We start from the raw sequence: 17965 nt of genomic DNA, 5'->3' as shown, positions 1-17965 counted from the left end.
GGCGACGATAGTCGCGCCGACCGACATCGGTTCCCGCAGCGCAGGCCGCCATAGGCTGGAGGCATGAAGACGATCGGGGTTCTCGGCGGCATGAGCTGGGAGTCGTCCCTCGAGTGGTATCGGCTCGCGAACGAGCGCGTGCACGACGCGCTCGGCGGTCACCACTCCGCGCGCATCATCCTCGATTCGCTCGACTTCGCCGAGATCGAAGAGCTGCAGGGCCGTGGGGACTGGGACGCTGCCGAGGCCCTGCTCGCGGAGCACGCGCAGGGGCTGGAGCGCGCCGGTGCAGACATGATCGTGCTCTGCACGAACACCATGCACCTCGTCGCGGACGTGATCGAGGCCGCGATCGGCATCCCGTTCCTCCACATCGCCGACACGACCGCCGCAGCCGTGCTCGGCGCCGGAGTCCGCAGAGTCGGCCTGCTCGGCACGGCGTTCACGATGGAGAAGCCGTTCTACCGCGAGCGGCTCGAGCAGCAGGAAATCGAGGTGCTCGTTCCCGACGCCGAGGACCGGGCGGCCGTGCACGCCGTGATCTACGACGAACTCGTGCACGGTGTCATCCGAGCCGAATCACGTGCGCTCTACCGCGAGGTCATCGAGAGGTTGGTCGCGCAGGGGGCCGAGGGCATCATCCTCGGCTGCACCGAGATCGAGCTGCTGGTGTCGTCCGACGACGCTCCGGTGCCGGTGTTCCCGACGACCGCGCTGCACGTCGATGCCGCGCTCGCCGCGGCGGGAGTGGACCTCCGGCCGGGCGCCTGAGCTGCCGGCCTCAGAGATGATTCGCGACCGAGCCCGTCAGGGCGTGCGCACGTCCGCCGGCAGGGCGGGGAGGATGATCGTCGCCTCCCGCAGCGAGGTCAGTGCCTGCCGGAAGAGCGTGCGGTAGTCGGTGCGGTGGTCGCCCTTCCACTGCTCGTCGACGCGGTAGAAGAGGTCGAGGGCGATGCCGACGGTCACCTGCACGCTGTGATCGGTCGGCTCCTTGCCCATGCGCTCGGCGAGGGCCACCTCGAAGTCGGCGCGGCTGCTGAGGTAGATGTCCCACAGTCGCGCGCGCGGCACGGCGGAGGCGTCGATGATCCGGCGGATCTCCGGGATGCGTCGACTGTCGTCGGAGAACTCGTCCGCGAGATCGAGCAACGCCGACGTGAGCGCGACGTCGACGGGTTCATCCGCCGGCCGGTCGCGGAGGAATCGTCCGTAGTCGAGCACCTCGGAGAAGGGCTCGAGGATGAGCAGCTCTTTGCTGGGGAAGTAGCGGTAGAGCGTGGAGGTGCCGATCTCCGCGGACTCCGCGATCTGCTCCATCGTGGTCTCGTCGTACCCCTGCTCGATGAACGCCGTGACGGCCACGTCGGCGATCTGTCGCCGCGTGCGTTCCGCCTTCATCTGTCGCAGTCCCACGACAGCAGTCTAGGTCGGATGCACGAGGTTGTTGACAGGAACATGGGGCAAGCTCCATAGTGGGAGTCACTTCCACTATGGAGTGACTTTCATCTGCACGAAGGAGTGCCATGACGACCCCATCCGACGTCGCCGTCGAGGATCGACCCGATCAGCCCGCGACCCGTCTGCCTCGCCTCATCGCCGCGATGTTCTCGTCGAACGTCGGAGCGCTGATCGCCCTACTCACCCCGCTGCAGCTTCTCCTCACGCTGCAGACCACCCGGATCGCCGGCGCGGACGCGGCTGCCGCGTTCGGTTTCATCACGGGCATCGGCGCGCTGTTCGCCCTCGTCGCCAACCCGCTCGCCGGCCGCATCAGCGACCGGACGGCCGGGCGCTTCGGTCGGCGGCGCACATGGATCCTGACCGGCGCGATCGGCGGATCCCTCGCGGTCTTCGCCTTCGCCTTCACGACCGAGATCTGGCAGGTCGCCGTGGTGTGGGCCATCACCCAGACCCTCTTCAACTTCCAGCAGGCCGCGACCAGCGCTCTGCTCGCCGATCAGGTACCGAAGTTCCGCCGCGGCACCGTGTCGGGCTTCGTCGGTCTGGCAGGCGCCGTCGGGCCCCTTGCCGGCATCGCCGCAGTCAGCACCATGACCGATCCGATCGCCCAGTGGGGGACCGTCGCCGCGATCTCGATCGTGCTGGGCATCGTCGCCGTCTTCCTGCTCCGAGACCCGCAGCACATCCCCGCTCCAGGCCAGGAGGGCCTGAACCTCAAGCAGCTCGCGCTCTCGTTCTGGCTGAACCCGCGCAAGCACCCGGCGTTCGGCTGGGCCTGGCTGGTGCGCTTCCTCCTCACCTGCGCCTACGCGAGCGGCACCTACAACGCGTTCTTCCTGATGGACCGCTTCGGCATCTCGCCAGAGGAGGTCGGCGGCACGGTTCTGCTGCTGTCCCTGATCTCGGTCGGCCTGCTCGCCGTCACGAGCGTGGTCGCCGGACCGATCTCGGATCGCATCCGCCGGCAGAAGCCCTTCGTCATCGCCGCCGGCATCCTCGGGGCTGGCGCGCTCATCCTGCAGGGCTCGGCGCAGACGATCGAGGTCGTCTACGTCGCGGTCGCGATCCTGGGTGTCGGCACCGGGCTGTTCTTCTCCATCGACAGCGCACTCTGCGTGCGCATGCTGCCGAGCGCCGAGAACGCCGGCAAGGACTTCGCCATCATCAACATGGCCAACACCCTCCCGCAGTCGTTCGTCCCACTCATCGCGCCCTTCCTGCTCGGTCTCGGCGGGTTCGGGGCTCTCTACACGACGCTCGCGGTGCTCGCGATCGTCGGTGCGCTGTTCGTGCTGCGCCTTCCGGAACTCGGACGCGAGGGAGACAAGCGCTGGGCCCTGATCACCCGCGAGGCCGACGAGCCGACCACCGTTCCGACGGGCGTCTGACGCGCCCTCTCTGACCCACCCCTGACAGGAGAAACACCATGACATCACTGTCCATGTCGTCGTACAGCGTGCGCGAGCATCTCGGCCCGGTCGAGTTCAGCTTCACCGATCCCGAGGGCGAGACCAAGACCTTCTCGTTCCCGTACCAGAGCCTCACCACCCTCGCCGAGTTCCCCGCGAGGGCGAAGGAGGCGTTCGGCGTCGACCAGATCGAGACGGTCGCGTTCCAGTTCCGCGGCGGCCTGGAGGATCCCGAGCTCGACGCGTTCGCCGAGGGGCTCTCGGCATCCGGTGTGCGTCTGCTGAACGTCGCGATCGACGCCGGCGACCTGCTCGAAGCCGATGACGCGAAGCGCGCGGCGGATGTGGCCGAGCTGAAGCGCTGGATCACGCGCTTCGCCGAGATGGGTGCCCGCTTCGTGCGGGTGAACCCGGGGTCTCCCTTCAGCCCGCACCACGGCGAACAGCCGCCGGTGCACCTCGTCGAGGCGCTGGTCGAACTCGGCGATCATGCCGCCGCACAGGGTGCGCGCCTGCTCGTCGAGAACCACGGCGGCCCGAGCAGCGACCCGGACTGGATGCTCGGTCTGCTCGACGCCGTCGGCTCCGAGCATCTCGGGCTGCTGCTCGATCTGGGCAACTTCGACGCCCTGATGCAGCCCGTGATGGCGCTCATGTTCCAGCCGCCGGGCGCGCCCGAGATCGATCCGGTCGCGCTCCTCGAGAACGTCGATCTCACGTCGGTCTACGCCGGGATCGAGGCCCTGGCGCCGCGCGCCGAGCTCGTACACGTCAAGGCGCACGACGTCGATGACGAGGGTGTCGTCCGCCCGGTGGATCTCGGCCGCGCGATCGGGATCCTCCGGGATCACGGCTTCGACGGCCCGCTCACGATCGAGTACGAGGGGTCGGGAGGCGATCCGTGGGCCAAGAGCGCGCGCGTGCTCGAGGTCGCTCGCGAGGCGGCCGAGGTCCGCGCATGAGCGCGCGCAACGATGACGTCGACGTCCTCATCGTGGGCAGCGGTCCCGCGGGATCGATGTACGCACGCACCCTCGGCGAACTCGTTCCGCAGGCGCGCATCCTCATGGTCGAGCTCGGTCCCCGGGTGCCGGGCGCACGGGGCAATCACACGCAGAACATGGACGACGAGGAGCGGGCCGCAGCCCAGCTCCTGACTCAGGGTCCCGACGCCGGTGTCGAGCGCGCCGCCGCGCTGCTCGACATCGCCGAGGGTCTCGATCCCAGCCTCGAGTTCCGCCAGACGATTCTCCCCGGCCTGCATTTCGTCGACTCGCGGCCGATGCTGCGCGAGGGCGAGGTGGGCCTGCCCGCCGCGAGCATGTCGACCGGAGTGGGCGGGATGGGCATCCACTGGGGCACTTCCACCCCGCGTCCGCATCAGTCGGAGCGGATCCCGTTCATCCCCGAGGACGAGATGGATGCGGCGCTGTCGCACGCGGAGGAGGTGCTCGGCGTCACCGTGCAGGCTCCTCCCGGGACCGGCCTCGCCGCCGAGATCTATGCGGCGATGGCCGATGAGTTCGACGGCCCGGGGCTCACCCCGGTGGGCTTCATGCCCAGCGCGACCCACTGGGAGGGCGACCGCCTGACGTTCTCGGGCACCGGGGCGATCCTCGGCGACATCGAGGAATCCGTGCCGGGATTCGAGCTGCGACCGCAGACGCTCGCCCGGCGGGTCGTCGTCGAGAACGGCGTCGCCGTGGGTGCGGAACTCGAGGACCGCGTCAGCGGTGAGATCTACACCGTCCGCGCGGCACGCGTGGTCGTGTGCGCCGACGGTCTGCGCACACCGCAGGTGCTGTTCGCCTCCGGCGTCCGTCCCGACGCACTCGGCCACCACCTCAACGAGCATTTCCAGATGGCCTCGTTCGTGCAGCTGTCCGACGAGTTCGATCCGGCGGCGTTCGATCGCGATCCGAAGGCGCTCGGCTACGTGCTGATCCCGTTCTCGGATGCACGACCCATGCAGGGCGGCGTCATGGCGCTCGCCGGTTCGCCGTACGCCCTCGCGATGGGTGACGATGCGGCGGCGATGCGCCTCGGCATCCTCGCCTGGTACGCCGCGAAGGACGTCCGCTACGAGGACGCCGTCGAGTTCAGCGAGACGGAGACGGACTTCTACGGCATGCCGAAGATGTCGATCCGGTACGCGCGCACCGAGCGCGATCTGGAGACCATCGCCGAGATGCGGGCGAACTCGATCCGGTCGGCCGAACGCATCGGCATGCTCGTCGAGGAGCCGACGCTCGCCGCCGGCGGGTCGTCGCTGCACTATCAGGGCACGGTACGGATGGGTGCGGTCGATGACGGCAACTCCGTGTGCGACGAGCGGCTGCGGGTCTGGGGCGTCGAGAACCTGTATGTCGGAGGCAACGGCGTGATCCCGACTTCGACCGCGGCGAACCCGACGCTCACGACCGTCGCGCTCGCCTGGCGCGCGGCGACGGAACTCGCGGCGTCTCTCGCCGCAGAGTTCGCCACGGAGACGTCAGCCGCGCGCTGACCCGGACGGGGCGGATGCCGGGCCTCCGGCATCCGCCCGCCATCGACGAAGGGAGAGACGATGACACGAGGTATCCGCTCCGCCATCATCGGCAGCGGCATGATCGCGACCGTCCACGCGCGGGCGGTCCGGGCGGCCGGCGGCGAGGTGGTCGGCTTCCTCGGCTCGCGTCCCGGGAGGGCGGCCGCGATCGCGGACGCCTGGGACGCCGTCGAATTCCGGGACCTGGACGCGCTCCTGAGAGCCGATGTCGACGTCGTGCACGTCTGCACGCCGAACGGCACGCACGTCGCCTACAGCGAGGCCGTGCTGCGCGCCGGCCGGCACGTCATCTGCGAGAAGCCGCTGGCGACATCCGTCGAGGGTGCCGTGCGTCTCGTCGATCTCGCGGCGTCATCGGGGCTCGTCGCAACGGTGCCCTTCGTCTACCGGTACCACCCGGTGGTGCGGGAGTTGCGGGCGCGACGACTGTCCGGGTCGTTCGGGCGGTGGAACGCACTGCACGGTTCGTACACGCAGGATTGGATGCTGTCGCCGGATGCCGGGAACTGGCGGGTCGACGACACGACCGGCGGTGTCTCCCGCGCCTTTGCCGACATCGGCTCGCACTGGTGCGACCTGGTGGAGTTCGTCAGCGGTGAGCGCCTCGCGTCCGCGAGCGCCGTGTTCTCGATCGCGGTGCCGGAGCGTCCGGTGGCCTCGGCGGCCTCGTTCTCGCTCGCCGATGCCGGAGCCCGTACGGCCAGGGTGACGACGGAGGACGTCGCCATCGCGACCTTCGTGACCGACGCCGGCGTGCCGGCGAACGTCGTCGTGTCGCAGGTCGCGGCCGGCCGCCGCAACCGGCTCTGGTTCGAGCTCGACGGCGCGGAGGGCTCCGCGGTCTTCGACCAGGAGCAGCCGGAGACGGCGTGGCTCGGCGCGGCCGACGGAGCACGCATCATCGCCCGGGGGACGGCGCCGATGTCGCCGGACCAGAATCGTCTCGCCTACCTCCCGGCGGGGCATGCCCAGGGGTACCAGGACTGCTTCACAGCCTTCGTCGCCGACACGTTTGCCGCCATCCGGGGCGACAATCCGGAGGGGCTTCCCGACTTCGCGGACGGCCTCCGCTCGGCGCGCATCGTCGACGCCGTCGCGCGTTCCGCGGCATCCCGATCCTGGATCGACATCGCGGATGCCGAGGTGCGCAGCATCCGCGAACCTTTGCGCCTCTGACCCGAGCGTTCTGCGAAGTTGCGGCGAGCCCGCGGCGAGCCCGCGGCGAGCCCTGCGGCGCGGTCAGGCCTCTTCGACGTCGGAGAACAGGCCGATGAACGGCACTCCGGCGCCGATGAGGCGCTGGAAGAACTCTCCGGCGACCGGTGTCGCGACCGCAGCCGACGCGGCGTCGTAGCTCTCGAAGTACAGGTCGAGGGTCCGGTGCGCGGGCGTCGGCGTTCCGTCCTCCTTGGGCCAGACCTTGGCGGACTCGAAGCGCTGCAGCGCCGGCAGCTGCCGGGCGAGTCCGGCGATCTCCGGGTAGGCGGCCTCGAATGCGGTCGGGTCGGCGGGGTTCTCGATGACGATGGTGATCTTCGTGGGCATGATCTCTTCTCTCTATATGGTTGCTGCGGGTGTCAGGCGGCCGGTCGGCCGTAGGTCTCGAGAAGGCGGAGCCAGATCTCGCTGATGGTCGGGTAGGCGGGCACGGCGTGCCAGAGCCGCTCGATGGGCACTTCGCCGACGATCGCGATGGTCGCCGCCTGCACGAGCTCGGCGACGTCCTGTCCGACGAACGTGGCGCCGACGACCACGCCGCGCGCCTCGTCGACGATGAGCTTCGCGCGTCCGCTGTAGCCGTCGGCATGGAGCTTCGCTCCGCCGACCCAGCCGAGGTCGTACTCGACGGCGCGGTAGTCGAGCTGCTTCTGCCTCGCGCCCTCCTCGGTGAGACCCACCGCCGCCACCTCGGGATCGGTGAAGACGACCCGCGGCACAGCGACATGGTCGGCGGTGGCGACGTGCTGTCCCCACGCCTCGTCCGAGACGGGCGAGCCGTTCAACCGTGCGGCGATGGCCTCGCCGGCCGCTCGCGCCTGGTACTTGCCCTGATGGGTGAGCAGCGCGCGCCCGTTGACGTCACCCACGGCGTAGAGCCAGTCGGTGCCGGTGACGAGCAGGGTGTCATCGACGGCGATCCCGCGGCGGACGTCCAGTCCCAGGGCCTCGAGTCCGAGGTCGTCGGTGGCAGGACGTCGCCCCGTCGCCACGAGAAGTTCGTCGGCGCTGATCGTGGTGCCGTCCTCGAGGGTGATCGTGACGATGCCGTCGGCGTCGCGATCGACCCGCGACGGGCGCGCGGCGGTATAGACCGTCACCCCTTCGGTGTCGAGTGCCGCTTCGACATGCTCGCCCACGAACGGCTCCTCGCGCTCGAGCAGGCGGGTGCGGGAGAGCAGCGTGACCTGCGAGCCGAGCGAGGAGAACGCGAAGGCGAGCTCCGTGCCCGCGACGCCGCCCCCGATGATCGCGAGCCGGGGAGGAACACGGTCGGCCGAGGTGGCCTCCCTCGTGCCCCACGGCGCGGCATCCGCGAGCCCGGGGATCGGCGGCAGCACCGGAACGGAACCGGTCGCGAGCGCGACGGCCCTCGCGGTGTAGATGCGATCGCCGACGGTCACCTCCCCGGTTCCGGTGATGCGGCCGCGCCCGCGGATGAGGTCGATGCCGGCGGAGTCGAGCCAGGAGACCTGGCCGTCGTCCTTCCAGTCGTCGGTGAACGCCGTCCGTCGTGCGAGCACCGCGGCGGCATCCAGGTGATCGGCGACCGCTTCGCGCGCCCCGGCCAGGCGGCGGGCGGCGCGGATCGCGTGCCCGCTGCGGAGGAGCGCCTTCGACGGCATGCACGCCCAGTAGGAGCATTCGCCACCGACGAGTTCGGATTCGACGATCGCCACACGGATGCCGCGCTTCGTGGCGTAGTCGGCGACGTTCTCGCCGACCGGTCCGCCGCCGATCACGATCAGGTCGTAGTCGTGTGCGGTGGTGGCGGTCATGCTGCGGCCTTCTTGCGCAGCAGGCTCGAGAGACGGATGGCGGAGATGAGGAAGAACACCGCGCCGAGAAGCGCGTAGCCCGCGACTCCGGTGATCATCCCGTTGCCCTGCAGACCCTGCGCCACGAAGGCCGCGCCGGCGAACAGCGAGATCCCGCCCGACAGCATCTGCGGCACCTGTCCGCCGGTACGACGGTTGCGGATGGCGGTGATCAGCTGCGGAAGACCGGCGCCGATCGCCCACACGCCCCACACGGTGAGGGCGATCGCGGGTGACACCGTCGACGCCCAGCCGAGCGTGATCGCGACGAGCACGCTGACGATGACGTTGATCCATTCCGAGACCTTCGCCCGGCGGTTGTCGCCTTCGGCGCGGATCTGCCAGAAGACGGATGCCGCGTCGAAGAGCGGATAGACGATCAGCAGGATCGTGAGGAACGGACCCATCGTCCCGCCGGTCGCGAACAGGAGCGCGGCCCAGACGATGGTGAACCCGAAGCGGATGAAGTACAGGCGGCGCAGTGCGCTGCTGAGGACGGTGGGGGAAGCGGTATCGGACATGCTCGACATTTCCTTCTGAGAGAGTTTGTGGATGGTAGAGTTACTAGTACGTCTACATTGGAAACCATAGACTGCTTCCAGCGCTGGCGCAACCAGCCCGACCACGACCGGAGCCCGAAGTGCACGACGAGACCATCGCCCCCGAGGGGAGGACCCGCGGCGCGAGCACGCGTCAGCGGATCCTCGACGCCGCCAACGAGCTCTTCTACAACCACGGCATCCGGGCGACGAGCGCCGATCGCATCATCGAGCAGGTCGGCATCACGAAGGTCACCTTCTACCGTCACTTCCGCGCCAAGAGCGACCTCGTCGTCTCCTACCTCGAGCAGCAGTCGGCTGCCGAGCAGGCGTGGATGACGAGCACCGTCCATGACGGAGATCCGCTCTCCACCGCGCGCACGATCGCCGCAGGGATCGGAGCCGCGAGCTGCAGCCCGGGGTTCCGCGGCTGCGCGTTCATCAATGCGGCGGCGGAGTATCCCGATCCCGACGATCCGGTGCGCGTCGCCGTCGACACGCACCGCGGATGGATGCGGGACTTCTTCGCCGGGATCGCCGAGCAGGCCGGCGCGCGCGACGTCGGCTCCGTGGCGAATCAGCTCATGATCCTCCGGGACGGCGCGATGGTGAACGGCTACCTGGGTGACTCGCCCGCGGTCGCCGGATCCCTGGAGGCGGCATACGTCTCGATCCTCGGCGACGGTCGCGCCTGATCGTCGCATCCGACGATCGCGGGCGGTCGTTCCTGTGCGATGCGCCGATGCACCGACGCTGAGCGGCGACGAGACTCGACGCAGAGCGCAGGAAGGGAACCGGCATGAGAGTCTTCGTCTCCGTCGACATGGAGGGCGTCGCCGGGGTCTCGACTCCGGACCAGGCGTACCACGGCGGCCATAACTACCCGGCGTCGCAGCGCCTCATGACCGAAGAGGCCAACGCGGCCATCGCGGGCGCCTTCGACGCCGGAGCCACATCGGTGGTGGTGAACGACGCGCACGGGTCGATGGACAATCTGCTCGCCGAACTGCTGGACGAGCGGGCGGAGCTCGTGAACGGGCGCCCCAAGGCGCAGTGCATGATCCAGGGCCTGACCCCGGATCACGATGTCGCGCTCTTCGTCGGATTCCATGCCCCGGCCGGCGCCCCGGGCGTCTTCTCGCACACCCTGTCATCGCTCGCGTTCACCCGATTCCGTGTGAACGGGGAGACGGCGTCGGAGACCGATCTCGGCGTGCTCCAGGCGGCGGCCCTCGGTGTACCGGTCGGGCTCGTCACCGGCGATGATCAGATCTGCGGGCTCACCCGCGCTGCGTACCCGTGGATCCGCACGGCTCAGGTGAAGCAGGCGGTCGCCCAGTTCTCCGCGCAGTCGGTGCATCCGTTCCGTGCGCGGGAGATGATCCGCGCCGAGGCGCGCGCTGCCGTCGAGAACGTGGATCGGATGCCGGTGCCCGCAGTGCCCGATCGGCTGGAACTCACCGTCGACCTGAAGACGCCGGTCCACGCGGAGATCGGTGCGCTGATCCCTGGCATGCGGCAGATCGATCGCCTGCAGCTCTCCTTCGACGCGGAGTCTCCGCAGCAGCTGCTCGACGTCTGCGCGCTGCTGTGGGAGACCGCGGGCTGACGAGCCCCTGCCTCACGCCTCGGACAGGCGGTCGACGACCGGCCGGAACTTCGCGGCGTAGGCGGCGATCTCGCCGTCGTCGCGGAAGGTGCTGTCCAGGAGGTAGAGCCCGGGCAGCGTCACGGCACCGAGTTCGGTGAGCACGGGGCGCAGCGTGAGTTCCGGCGCGAGGGCGTGCCGCTCGCTCGCGCCGAGCATGAGCGGCACGACGGTGACGCCGGCGAGGCCGGTGCCGCCGTCGAACTTCTCGAGGAACAGCTTGAGGAGGCCGGTGTAGGTCGCCTTGAAGGTCGGGCTGGCGAAGACGGCGAGGCGGGCTCCGGCCACGGCATCCCGCGCGGCGGCGACCGACTCATCGCCCCAGCCGAGCAGTGACGGCCCGAGCGGCGCGAGCTCGATGGTGGTGCGCGGTCCGTCGGTCAGTGCCTCCGCCAGGAGCTCGGCCGCTTCGCGCGTGCGCGAGCCTTCCTTCGGGTTCCCGATCACCTGTATCGACGTCATGCCGTCCCCGCCTTCCTCATCCACGAATGGGCACCATTGTGCTCGAATTCCGGATGCTCGACACCCGCGATGTCACCGGGCGACGCAGAGGGATCGCGAACACCGCCCCTGTCGTCACCTGCTTCCCAGCCGCGGTCATCTACCCTCTCTCGAGTCTTCCGCCCCCGCGAGTGCTGCAAGTAATTCACAGGCGCAACATATCGGACAGCAGATCATGAAAAGGATTTGACAAACCGGATGACGCTTGTCATCCTTGAGGCAACCGATTTACAGCACGGAGCACCCATGACGTCGATGTCTGTTGTGAAGAAGCGCCCACGGCGCGGGCGAGGCGCACTCGTCGGCCTGCTCTTCATCGCCCCCTTCCTGTTGGTGTTCCTCTTCGCCACGGTGATGCCACTGATCTACTCGCTCGGACTGAGCCTGTTCCAGGAGCGCATGATCGGCGGAGTCTCCTTCGTCGGCTTCGAGAACTACGCGCGTCAGCTCGCCGATCCGGCGTTCTGGGAGTCGGTCGGCCGGGTCGCGCTGTTCGTGGCGATTCAGATGCCGGTGATGATGGGCCTGGCCCTGCTGGCGGCACTCGCTCTGGACAGCGCCCGCCTCCACGCACCCGCTCTCTTCCGGCTGGGCATCTTCCTTCCCTACGCGGTGCCCGGCGTCGTGGCGACGCTGCTGTGGGGATACATCTACGGGCCCAAGTTCGGCCTCGTAGGGAATCTGAACGACCTGCTCGGCTGGTCTCTGCCCGACCCGCTGTCCGCCGCGCTCGTCCTGCCCGCCATCAGCAACATCGGTCTGTGGCTCTACATGGGCTACAACATGCTCGTGTTCTACGCCGCGCTGCGCGTCGTCCCCACGGAGCTGTACGAGGCGGCGACCATCGACGGCGCCGGCGCCTGGCGCATCATCTTCTCGATCAAGCTGCCCGCCATCTGGCCGGCGGTCATCGTCGCGGCGACCTTCTCGGTGATCGGCGGATTCCAGCTGTTCAACGAGCCCAACATCCTCCGTTCGCTCGCGCCCAACGTGATCAGCACGGACTTCACCCCGAACATGTACGCCTACACCCTGTCCTTCGCCGGAGGCCAGTACAACGCCGCAGCAGCCGTCGCCCTGATCATGGGCGTCATCACCGGCGTGGTCGCCTTCCTGGTGCAGCGTCGCGGATTCCGGAGGGACATCTGATGGCCACGATCACCGATGCCGCGACACCCGCCGCATCCGCCTCGGCTCAGGCCGCGCGCAGCACGAGACGCAGAAGGTACAAGCCGGTGCGCTTCGCCCCCACCCCGAGTCGCACCCCCCGGCGGTCGTGGCTGCTCACCGGCGCGATGACGCTCGTGCTCCTCTACAGCCTGTTCCCGCTGTTCTGGCTCGTCGTCAACTCCACCAAGTCGGTGGACGACCTCTTCACGACGTTCGGTCTCTGGTTCTCCGACACCAACTCCTTCGTGGACAACGTCGTCGGCGTCTTCACCTACGATGACGGCGTCTTCCTGACCTGGTTCCGCAACACCGTCATGTACACGCTGATCGGTGCCGGCGGTTCGACGCTGATCGCGGCCCTGGCCGGATACGGACTCGCGAAGTTCTCATTCCCCGGTCGGCGCGCTGTCTTCGCCGTCGTCCTCGCCGCGATCGCCGTGCCCGGCTCCGCACTCGCCGTCCCGACCTTCCTTCTCTTCAGCCAGCTGGGCCTCACCAACACGCCCTGGGCGATCATCATCCCGTCGCTCGTGACACCCTTCGGCCTCTACCTGCTCTGGGTCTACGCCGCCGATTCCATACCGAACGAACTGCTGGAAGCGGCGCGCGTCGACGGATCGGGGGAGTTCCGCACGTTCTTCACGATCGGGCTGCGCCTGATGGCTCCCGGTCTCCTCGCGGTGTTCCTCCTGGAGATCGTCGGCAGCTGGAACAACTACTTCCTGCCGCTGATCATGCTCAACGATCCGCAGTGGTATCCGCTCACGGTCGGGCTGAACCAATGGAACGCCCAGGCATCCACCGCCGACGGCGACGTCATCTTCAACCTCGTGATCACCGGATCCCTGCTCGCGATCATCCCCATCATCATCGTCTTCCTCGCCCTGCAGCGTTTCTGGCAATCCGGACTCGCCGCCGGAAGCGTGAAGGGCTGACGCCTCGTCGTCGGCCGCTCTTCCTCCTCCTCCCAACCCGAAAGGAACCCCGTGCACTCTCGTCACCGCGGCCGAACGCTCCGGCGCGCCTCCCTCGTGGCCTCTGCCACCGTCGTCCTCACCCTCCTCGCCGGCTGTGCGACCGGCACGGGCGCCGGGCCGGGCACCGACCAGTACACCGACGCCGACATCACGGCGGCCCTGCAGGAGAAGACGGAGATCACCGTCTGGACCTGGTCCGCCAGCCTCCCCGACATCGCCAAGGCCTTCGAGGAGAAGTACCCGAAGATCACGGTCAACGTCGAGAACGTCGGCACCGGAGCCGACCAGTACAACAAGCTGCTCAACGCGGTGAAGGCGGGCAAGGGTGCCCCCGACCTCGCGACGATCGAGTACGCGACCCTGCCGCAGTTCGCGCTCTCCGGCGCGATCGTCGATCTGAAGAAGTTCGGCTTCGACGACCTCGAGGACAAGTTCACGCCCGCCACCTGGGGCAGCGTCAACATCGCGGACGCGCTCTACGAGCTGCCGCTGAACGCAGGACCCATGGCCATGTTCTACAACAAGGCCACGTTCGACCGCCTCGGCGTCGAGGTTCCGACGACGTGGGACGAGTACCTCGACGCGGCACGCAAGATCCATGCCGCGGACCCCAATGCCTACATCGCGGCGGATTCGGGCAACGCCGGTCTGACCGAGAGCCTCATCTGGGCCGCCGGCGGGCACCCCTTCCAGGTGGACGGCGAGGACATCACCATCGACCTCGCCGACGAGGGCACGATCAAGTTCGCCGACTTCTATCAGAAGCTCGTCGACGAGAAGCTGCTGGCGACCACGGCGGGATGGAGCCCGGAGTGGTACACCGGCCTCGCCAACGGCAACATCGCGACCCTGCTCTCCGGAGCCTGGATGTCCGGCACCCTCAAGTCGGGCGCCGCAGACGGTGCCGGGAACTGGCGCGTCGCTGCACTGCCGAGCTTCGATGGCGAGAAGGGCAGCTCGATGAACGGCGGCGGCAGCCTCGCGATGATCAAGCAGGGCAAGAACCAGCTCGTCGCGGCCGCGTTCCAGCGCTTCGTGAGCCTGGAAGAGGGCGCCGATCTCACGCTGCAGTCCGGATCCTTCCCCGCTCGCACGAGCGTTCTCGAGGACGAGGCGTTCCTCGGCGCCAAGGACGACTACTTCGGCGGCCAGGAAGTGAACCGCGTGTTCGTCGAGTCGCTCGACTCCGTCGTGGACGGCTGGCAGTTCCTGCCCTACGAGGTCTACGCCGCCACGAAGTTCGGCGACACCGTCGGCCCGGCCTTCATCGGCGAGACGACCATCGCAAAGGGACTCCTCGCCTGGCAGGACGACCTCGTCGACTACGGCAACGAGCAGGGGTTCAGCGTCACAGGAGAGTAGCGCTGCCCTTCCTGCGGCCGGTCCCTGAGGTTCGGGGGCCGGCCGCACACTCGCGCCGTACGGGGCGGGCGGATCCGGGCGGTATGTTCGAACGGTCGGCGGCAGCGTCGAAACCAGGAGGTAACGGTGGCAGACGACACGAATATCAGCCCGCTCGAGGTGCTGCGCGCCGCGATTCCGAAGTTGACCGGGGCGAAGCTGCGGGTCGCCGAGATGATCCTTCGCGATCCGCTCGTGGCAGGCGAGAACTCCATCACCTGGCTGGCGGCCGAGGCGGAGACGTCTCCTGCCACCATCACCCGGCTCGCCGCGTCGCTGGGGTTCACCGGATTCCCGGCCCTGCGCGCAGCGATCGCACTCGAGAACGGGCGGGGGGCACAGGCGGGCTGGGAGCGTGACATCGGCTCGGCGATCCTCCCCGACGACCCCGCAGACAAGGTGCTGAGCACCCTGGCGGGCAATCAGTTCCAGGCGGCCCGCAACGCGATGGCCGCTGTCGATCTCTCGGCGCTCGAGCGGCTCGCCGACTCGATCGTCGCGGCCGGACGCGTCCACCTGTTCGGCGAGTGGGGCGATGCGCCGGTCGCTTACGAGCTCTATCTGCGGCTGTTCCGCATCGGCATCCCCATCTGGTTCCACGAGGGTGCGTACTTCGCGCAGGTGGGGGCCGGGCGCCTCGGCGAACGCGACCTCGCACTCGTGATGTCGCGGTCAGGTGAGAGCGTCATCGCCGAGCGCTTCGTCGACGTCGCGCGTGCGCACGGCGCCACGACCGCGGTGATCACCGGTGACGCGAAGGCCGCGATCTCCAGGAAGGTCGACATCGCCGTCGTGACGGGCACCGCCACCGTGGGCGTGACCTCGTGGACGGACTACTTCGCCGGCCGCTCGAGCGACACGCTGATCTGTGCGGCGCTCTGGGCGCTCGTGGCGCAGCGCATGCCGGACTTCGTCTTCGATCGTCTGGAAGCCGATGACCCCGCGGCGCCTCCCGGCTCCTCTGCGAAGCCGCGGAGGAAGCGCCGCTAGGGCACTCGTCTCATCGCGCCCGGTCCGAACCGAAAGCGCGCAGAGAGACCACGCTGGCCCACTCCGATCCGTTGGTCGCCCCCACGACGAGGCGGATGCCGGTCGTCGTGACGGGGGCCTCGAGCAGGTGGCTCCGGTGACGTTCCCGGTTCTCCACGACGGAGGCGACCGGCATCCATTCGCCGTCGGAGAGCGCCTCGAGCCGATAGTCGCGGACGAGCTCCGGGATCACCGGCCACGGCGTGCGGTGATGGTGGAGGTTCACCAGGTCGATGTCGACGTCGTCGTTGAACACGATGTCGATCTTCGCGATCTCGACCGGCTGCGGCCAGTCCAGGGCCAGCCACGGTGTCGGATCGATGCGCAGCCGATCGGAGGACCACAGACGCGGTCCGTCGTACGGTCGCTGCAGGCCGCCGATCGCCTGCGCCGGCGAGAGGGCCTCGGTCGCGCCGTGCACGCGCATGATCGGCGCGCGACGACGGAGTTCCTCCGCCGACCACGCGTTGCTCTGCGCCTGCGCGCTCGAGGTCCGGGGCGTGCGACTCACGAGACCGAGGATGCCGTACGGCGCCGGCCTGTCCTCGTACACGAGGCTCGCGTGCGCGTTGCGGCGCAGGACCACCACGACGTTGGCGCCGTCGGGTGCCTCGTGCGAGAACGGGAGCGATGCCCAGTGCTCGCCCGCGTCGACGGTGAGCCGAGCGGCATCCAGGCGGTGCACCGGAATGTGGTTCTCACCGCCGCCCGTCGACCACAGCTCGGCCTCGAGCTCCGTCGATCCGGAGAGATGCAGCAGCAGATCGACGCCGTCGAACGACGGCTGCACGGGGAACAGGATCGCGAGGTCGCGATCGTGGAACGGGAAGGTCCGACGGTCCAGGATGTCGTGGTCCCGATCCGTCGTGAGGTGCTCGAGGGTGGACGACGCGGTCGCGGTGGCCTGGAGTGCGAGGTCGGCGGGATCGCTCCATTCGATGCCCAGCATGGAGGAGTCGTGGCGCAGCAGGGTCTGCTGCAGCATCCCGATCCGTTCGTCGGCGAGGGTGCGGGGAGTGATGCTCTCGCGGGCGCAGATCGCGGCGGCGACGCCTGCTGCCTCTCCGGTGACGGCACAGGTCGCCATGACGCGTGTGGTTCCGAAGGCGACGTGGCTCGCCGAGATATCGCGGCCCGCGATCAGCATGTTCGACACGTTGCGCGAGTACAGGCTGCGGAACGGGATGTGGTAGATCCCGGCGGTGAACAGGTGCTCGGAGCCCTTGTCGTCGGAGTACATGCCCCCTGACGGGTGCAGATCGATGCTCCATCCGCCGAAGCCGACCGAGTCGGGGAACCGCGTCTGGGCCATGATGTCGTGCTGCGTCAGCATGACATCGCCTTCGAACCGGCGGTATTCGCGCTTTCCGGGAACGGATCCCACCCACTCGAGAGTGAGGGTCTCCGCGTCGAACTCGCCCGAATTCTTGATGTGGTCCCAGACGCCGTAGACGACCCCCCACAGCTCATCGCGGATGTGCTCGGCATCCTGCACCGAATCCAGCTCGCCGCCGTATTCGATCCACCAGTAGTCGCAGCCGTTCGCGGTCGTGCTGATCGGACGGTTTCGCACGATCGATGTCGCCGAGATGTCCTTCGTGATCGAGGGCGGGACGAAGCGCACGGGCTCACCGGCATCCTTCGTGTAGAAGAACATCGTGCTTCCGAGCATGTCGTCGTCGGGGACCTCGGGAGCCCAGGGCTCCCCGAACTCGGAGTGCGGCTCGCGACCCATCCGGTAGTGAGCGCCCGCCAGATGCCCCACCAATCCGTCGCCGGTGGCGTCGATGAAGTGCGAGGAGGTGAAGGTCAGCACCCGTTCGGTGTCCATCTGCCAGGCGGTGACCGAGCGGATGCTGCGCTCATCGGCATCGCCGTCGGCGTCGACCGACCGGACGTCGGTGTTGAGGAAGAGGCGGATGTTGGGTTCCGCGCGCACGGCATCGAGGACGACCTGATCCCAGAGGAACGGATTTCCTTCGGGGTTCCGGTACTGGTTCTCCCGGAACAGTTCGCCCATCACCCCGGTCTCGCGGGCGAACTTCTGCGCCCCGTGCGCGGTCGCGCCGCACACCCACACCCGGATCTCGCTGCTCGCGTTGCCACCGAGCACCGGGCGGTTGTTGATCAGCGCGACGGTCGCGCCTTCTCGCGCCGCACCGATCGCCGCTGCCGTCCCGGCCAGTCCGCCCCCGATCACGGTCACGTCGGCGTGTACCGGCAGGTGTTGCATCTCAGATCTCC

At 68.6% G+C, this 17965-nt stretch carries 17 protein-coding genes; 11 read left to right on the top strand and 6 right to left on the bottom strand.

Going from position 1 to position 17965, the window contains the following annotated elements; genetic code table 11:
• Positions 1–63 precede the first annotated feature (63 nt).
• Positions 64–771, top strand: coding sequence for an aspartate/glutamate racemase family protein (locus LC452_RS02250; protein WP_223622395.1), 708 nt, complete (start codon positions 64–66; stop codon positions 769–771).
• 36 nt (positions 772–807) lie between these two features.
• Here LC452_RS02250 and LC452_RS02245 read toward each other — a convergent pair whose 3' ends face one another.
• Entirely contained in the window at positions 808–1416 is a 609-nt protein-coding gene (locus LC452_RS02245) for a TetR/AcrR family transcriptional regulator (protein WP_223622394.1), read from the bottom strand.
• Positions 1417–1526: 110 nt separating this feature from the next.
• Between LC452_RS02245 and LC452_RS02240 the strand changes: the two genes are divergently transcribed.
• The 4 genes from LC452_RS02240 to LC452_RS02225 are packed head-to-tail and all read left to right on the top strand — an operon-like array spanning position 1527 to position 6597.
• On the top strand, positions 1527–2852 hold the full coding sequence (locus LC452_RS02240; protein WP_223622393.1) for an MFS transporter: 1326 nt from the start codon (positions 1527–1529) through the stop codon (positions 2850–2852).
• 38 nt (positions 2853–2890) lie between these two features.
• A complete protein-coding gene (locus tag LC452_RS02235; RefSeq protein ID WP_223622392.1) occupies positions 2891–3835 on the top strand; it encodes a sugar phosphate isomerase/epimerase in 945 nt (314 codons plus the stop codon).
• Positions 3832–5379, top strand: coding sequence for a GMC oxidoreductase (locus tag LC452_RS02230; RefSeq protein WP_223622391.1), 1548 nt, complete (start codon positions 3832–3834; stop codon positions 5377–5379). Before LC452_RS02235 ends, LC452_RS02230 begins: the two co-directional genes overlap by 4 nt.
• 60 nt (positions 5380–5439) lie before the next feature.
• Positions 5440–6597 (top strand): Gfo/Idh/MocA family protein, encoded by a 1158-nt coding sequence (locus LC452_RS02225; protein WP_223622390.1) that lies wholly within the window; start codon positions 5440–5442, stop codon positions 6595–6597.
• A gap of 63 nt (positions 6598–6660) precedes the next feature.
• Here LC452_RS02225 and LC452_RS02220 read toward each other — a convergent pair whose 3' ends face one another.
• From LC452_RS02220 to LC452_RS02210, 3 genes are read right to left on the bottom strand one after another with little or no spacing between them, the layout of a single operon-like run.
• Complete coding sequence (locus LC452_RS02220) at positions 6661–6966, bottom strand: EthD family reductase (protein WP_223622389.1); 306 nt, start codon at positions 6964–6966, stop codon at positions 6661–6663.
• Positions 6967–6998: 32 nt separating this feature from the next.
• The gene (locus LC452_RS02215) at positions 6999–8417 is read right to left on the bottom strand and encodes an NAD(P)/FAD-dependent oxidoreductase (protein WP_223622388.1); all 1419 of its coding nucleotides are present in this window, start codon (positions 8415–8417) and stop codon (positions 6999–7001) included.
• Entirely contained in the window at positions 8414–8977 is a 564-nt protein-coding gene (locus LC452_RS02210) for a hypothetical protein (protein WP_223622387.1), read from the bottom strand. The genes LC452_RS02215 and LC452_RS02210 overlap by 4 nt, the downstream gene beginning before the upstream one ends.
• Before the next feature lie 119 nt (positions 8978–9096).
• On the opposite strand from LC452_RS02210, the gene LC452_RS02205 reads away from it, so the two are divergent.
• Together LC452_RS02205 and LC452_RS02200 are read left to right on the top strand one after the other, a co-directional pair.
• Positions 9097–9690: a TetR/AcrR family transcriptional regulator gene (locus LC452_RS02205; protein WP_223622386.1), complete on the top strand. Its 594-nt coding sequence runs from the start codon at positions 9097–9099 to the stop codon at positions 9688–9690.
• Positions 9691–9794: 104 nt separating this feature from the next.
• Complete coding sequence (locus tag LC452_RS02200; RefSeq protein ID WP_223622385.1) at positions 9795–10604, top strand: M55 family metallopeptidase; 810 nt, start codon at positions 9795–9797, stop codon at positions 10602–10604.
• Positions 10605–10616: 12 nt separating this feature from the next.
• On the opposite strand, the gene LC452_RS02195 is transcribed toward LC452_RS02200, so the two are convergent.
• On the bottom strand, positions 10617–11105 hold the full coding sequence (locus tag LC452_RS02195) for an NADPH-dependent FMN reductase (RefSeq protein ID WP_223622384.1): 489 nt from the start codon (positions 11103–11105) through the stop codon (positions 10617–10619).
• 285 nt (positions 11106–11390) lie between these two features.
• Between LC452_RS02195 and LC452_RS02190 the strand changes: the two genes are divergently transcribed.
• From LC452_RS02190 to LC452_RS02175, 4 genes are all read left to right on the top strand, one after another.
• Positions 11391–12293, top strand: a complete 903-nt coding sequence (locus LC452_RS02190) for a carbohydrate ABC transporter permease (RefSeq protein WP_374197753.1) — start codon at positions 11391–11393, stop codon at positions 12291–12293.
• Positions 12293–13249 carry a carbohydrate ABC transporter permease gene (locus tag LC452_RS02185; protein WP_223622382.1) on the top strand — a complete coding sequence of 319 codons (957 nt, stop codon included), beginning with the start codon at positions 12293–12295 and terminating at the stop codon, positions 13247–13249. The genes LC452_RS02190 and LC452_RS02185 overlap by 1 nt, the downstream gene beginning before the upstream one ends.
• Before the next feature lie 96 nt (positions 13250–13345).
• On the top strand, positions 13346–14653 hold the full coding sequence (locus LC452_RS02180; RefSeq protein WP_223622381.1) for a sugar ABC transporter substrate-binding protein: 1308 nt from the start codon (positions 13346–13348) through the stop codon (positions 14651–14653).
• A gap of 126 nt (positions 14654–14779) precedes the next feature.
• Positions 14780–15682 (top strand): MurR/RpiR family transcriptional regulator, encoded by a 903-nt coding sequence (locus tag LC452_RS02175; protein ID WP_223622380.1) that lies wholly within the window; start codon positions 14780–14782, stop codon positions 15680–15682.
• A 10-nt stretch (positions 15683–15692) separates the two neighbouring features.
• On the opposite strand, the gene LC452_RS02170 is transcribed toward LC452_RS02175, so the two are convergent.
• Complete coding sequence (locus LC452_RS02170; RefSeq protein ID WP_223622379.1) at positions 15693–17954, bottom strand: FAD-dependent oxidoreductase; 2262 nt, start codon at positions 17952–17954, stop codon at positions 15693–15695.
• Between the last annotated feature and the right edge of the window lie 11 nt (positions 17955–17965).

The sequence above is a fragment of the Microbacterium sp. EST19A genome (assembly GCF_019969685.1).
GTDB lineage: Bacteria > Actinomycetota > Actinomycetes > Actinomycetales > Microbacteriaceae > Microbacterium.
Note: the sequence above shows the minus strand (reverse complement) of the source record. Positions and strands in the feature narration are given on the sequence as shown.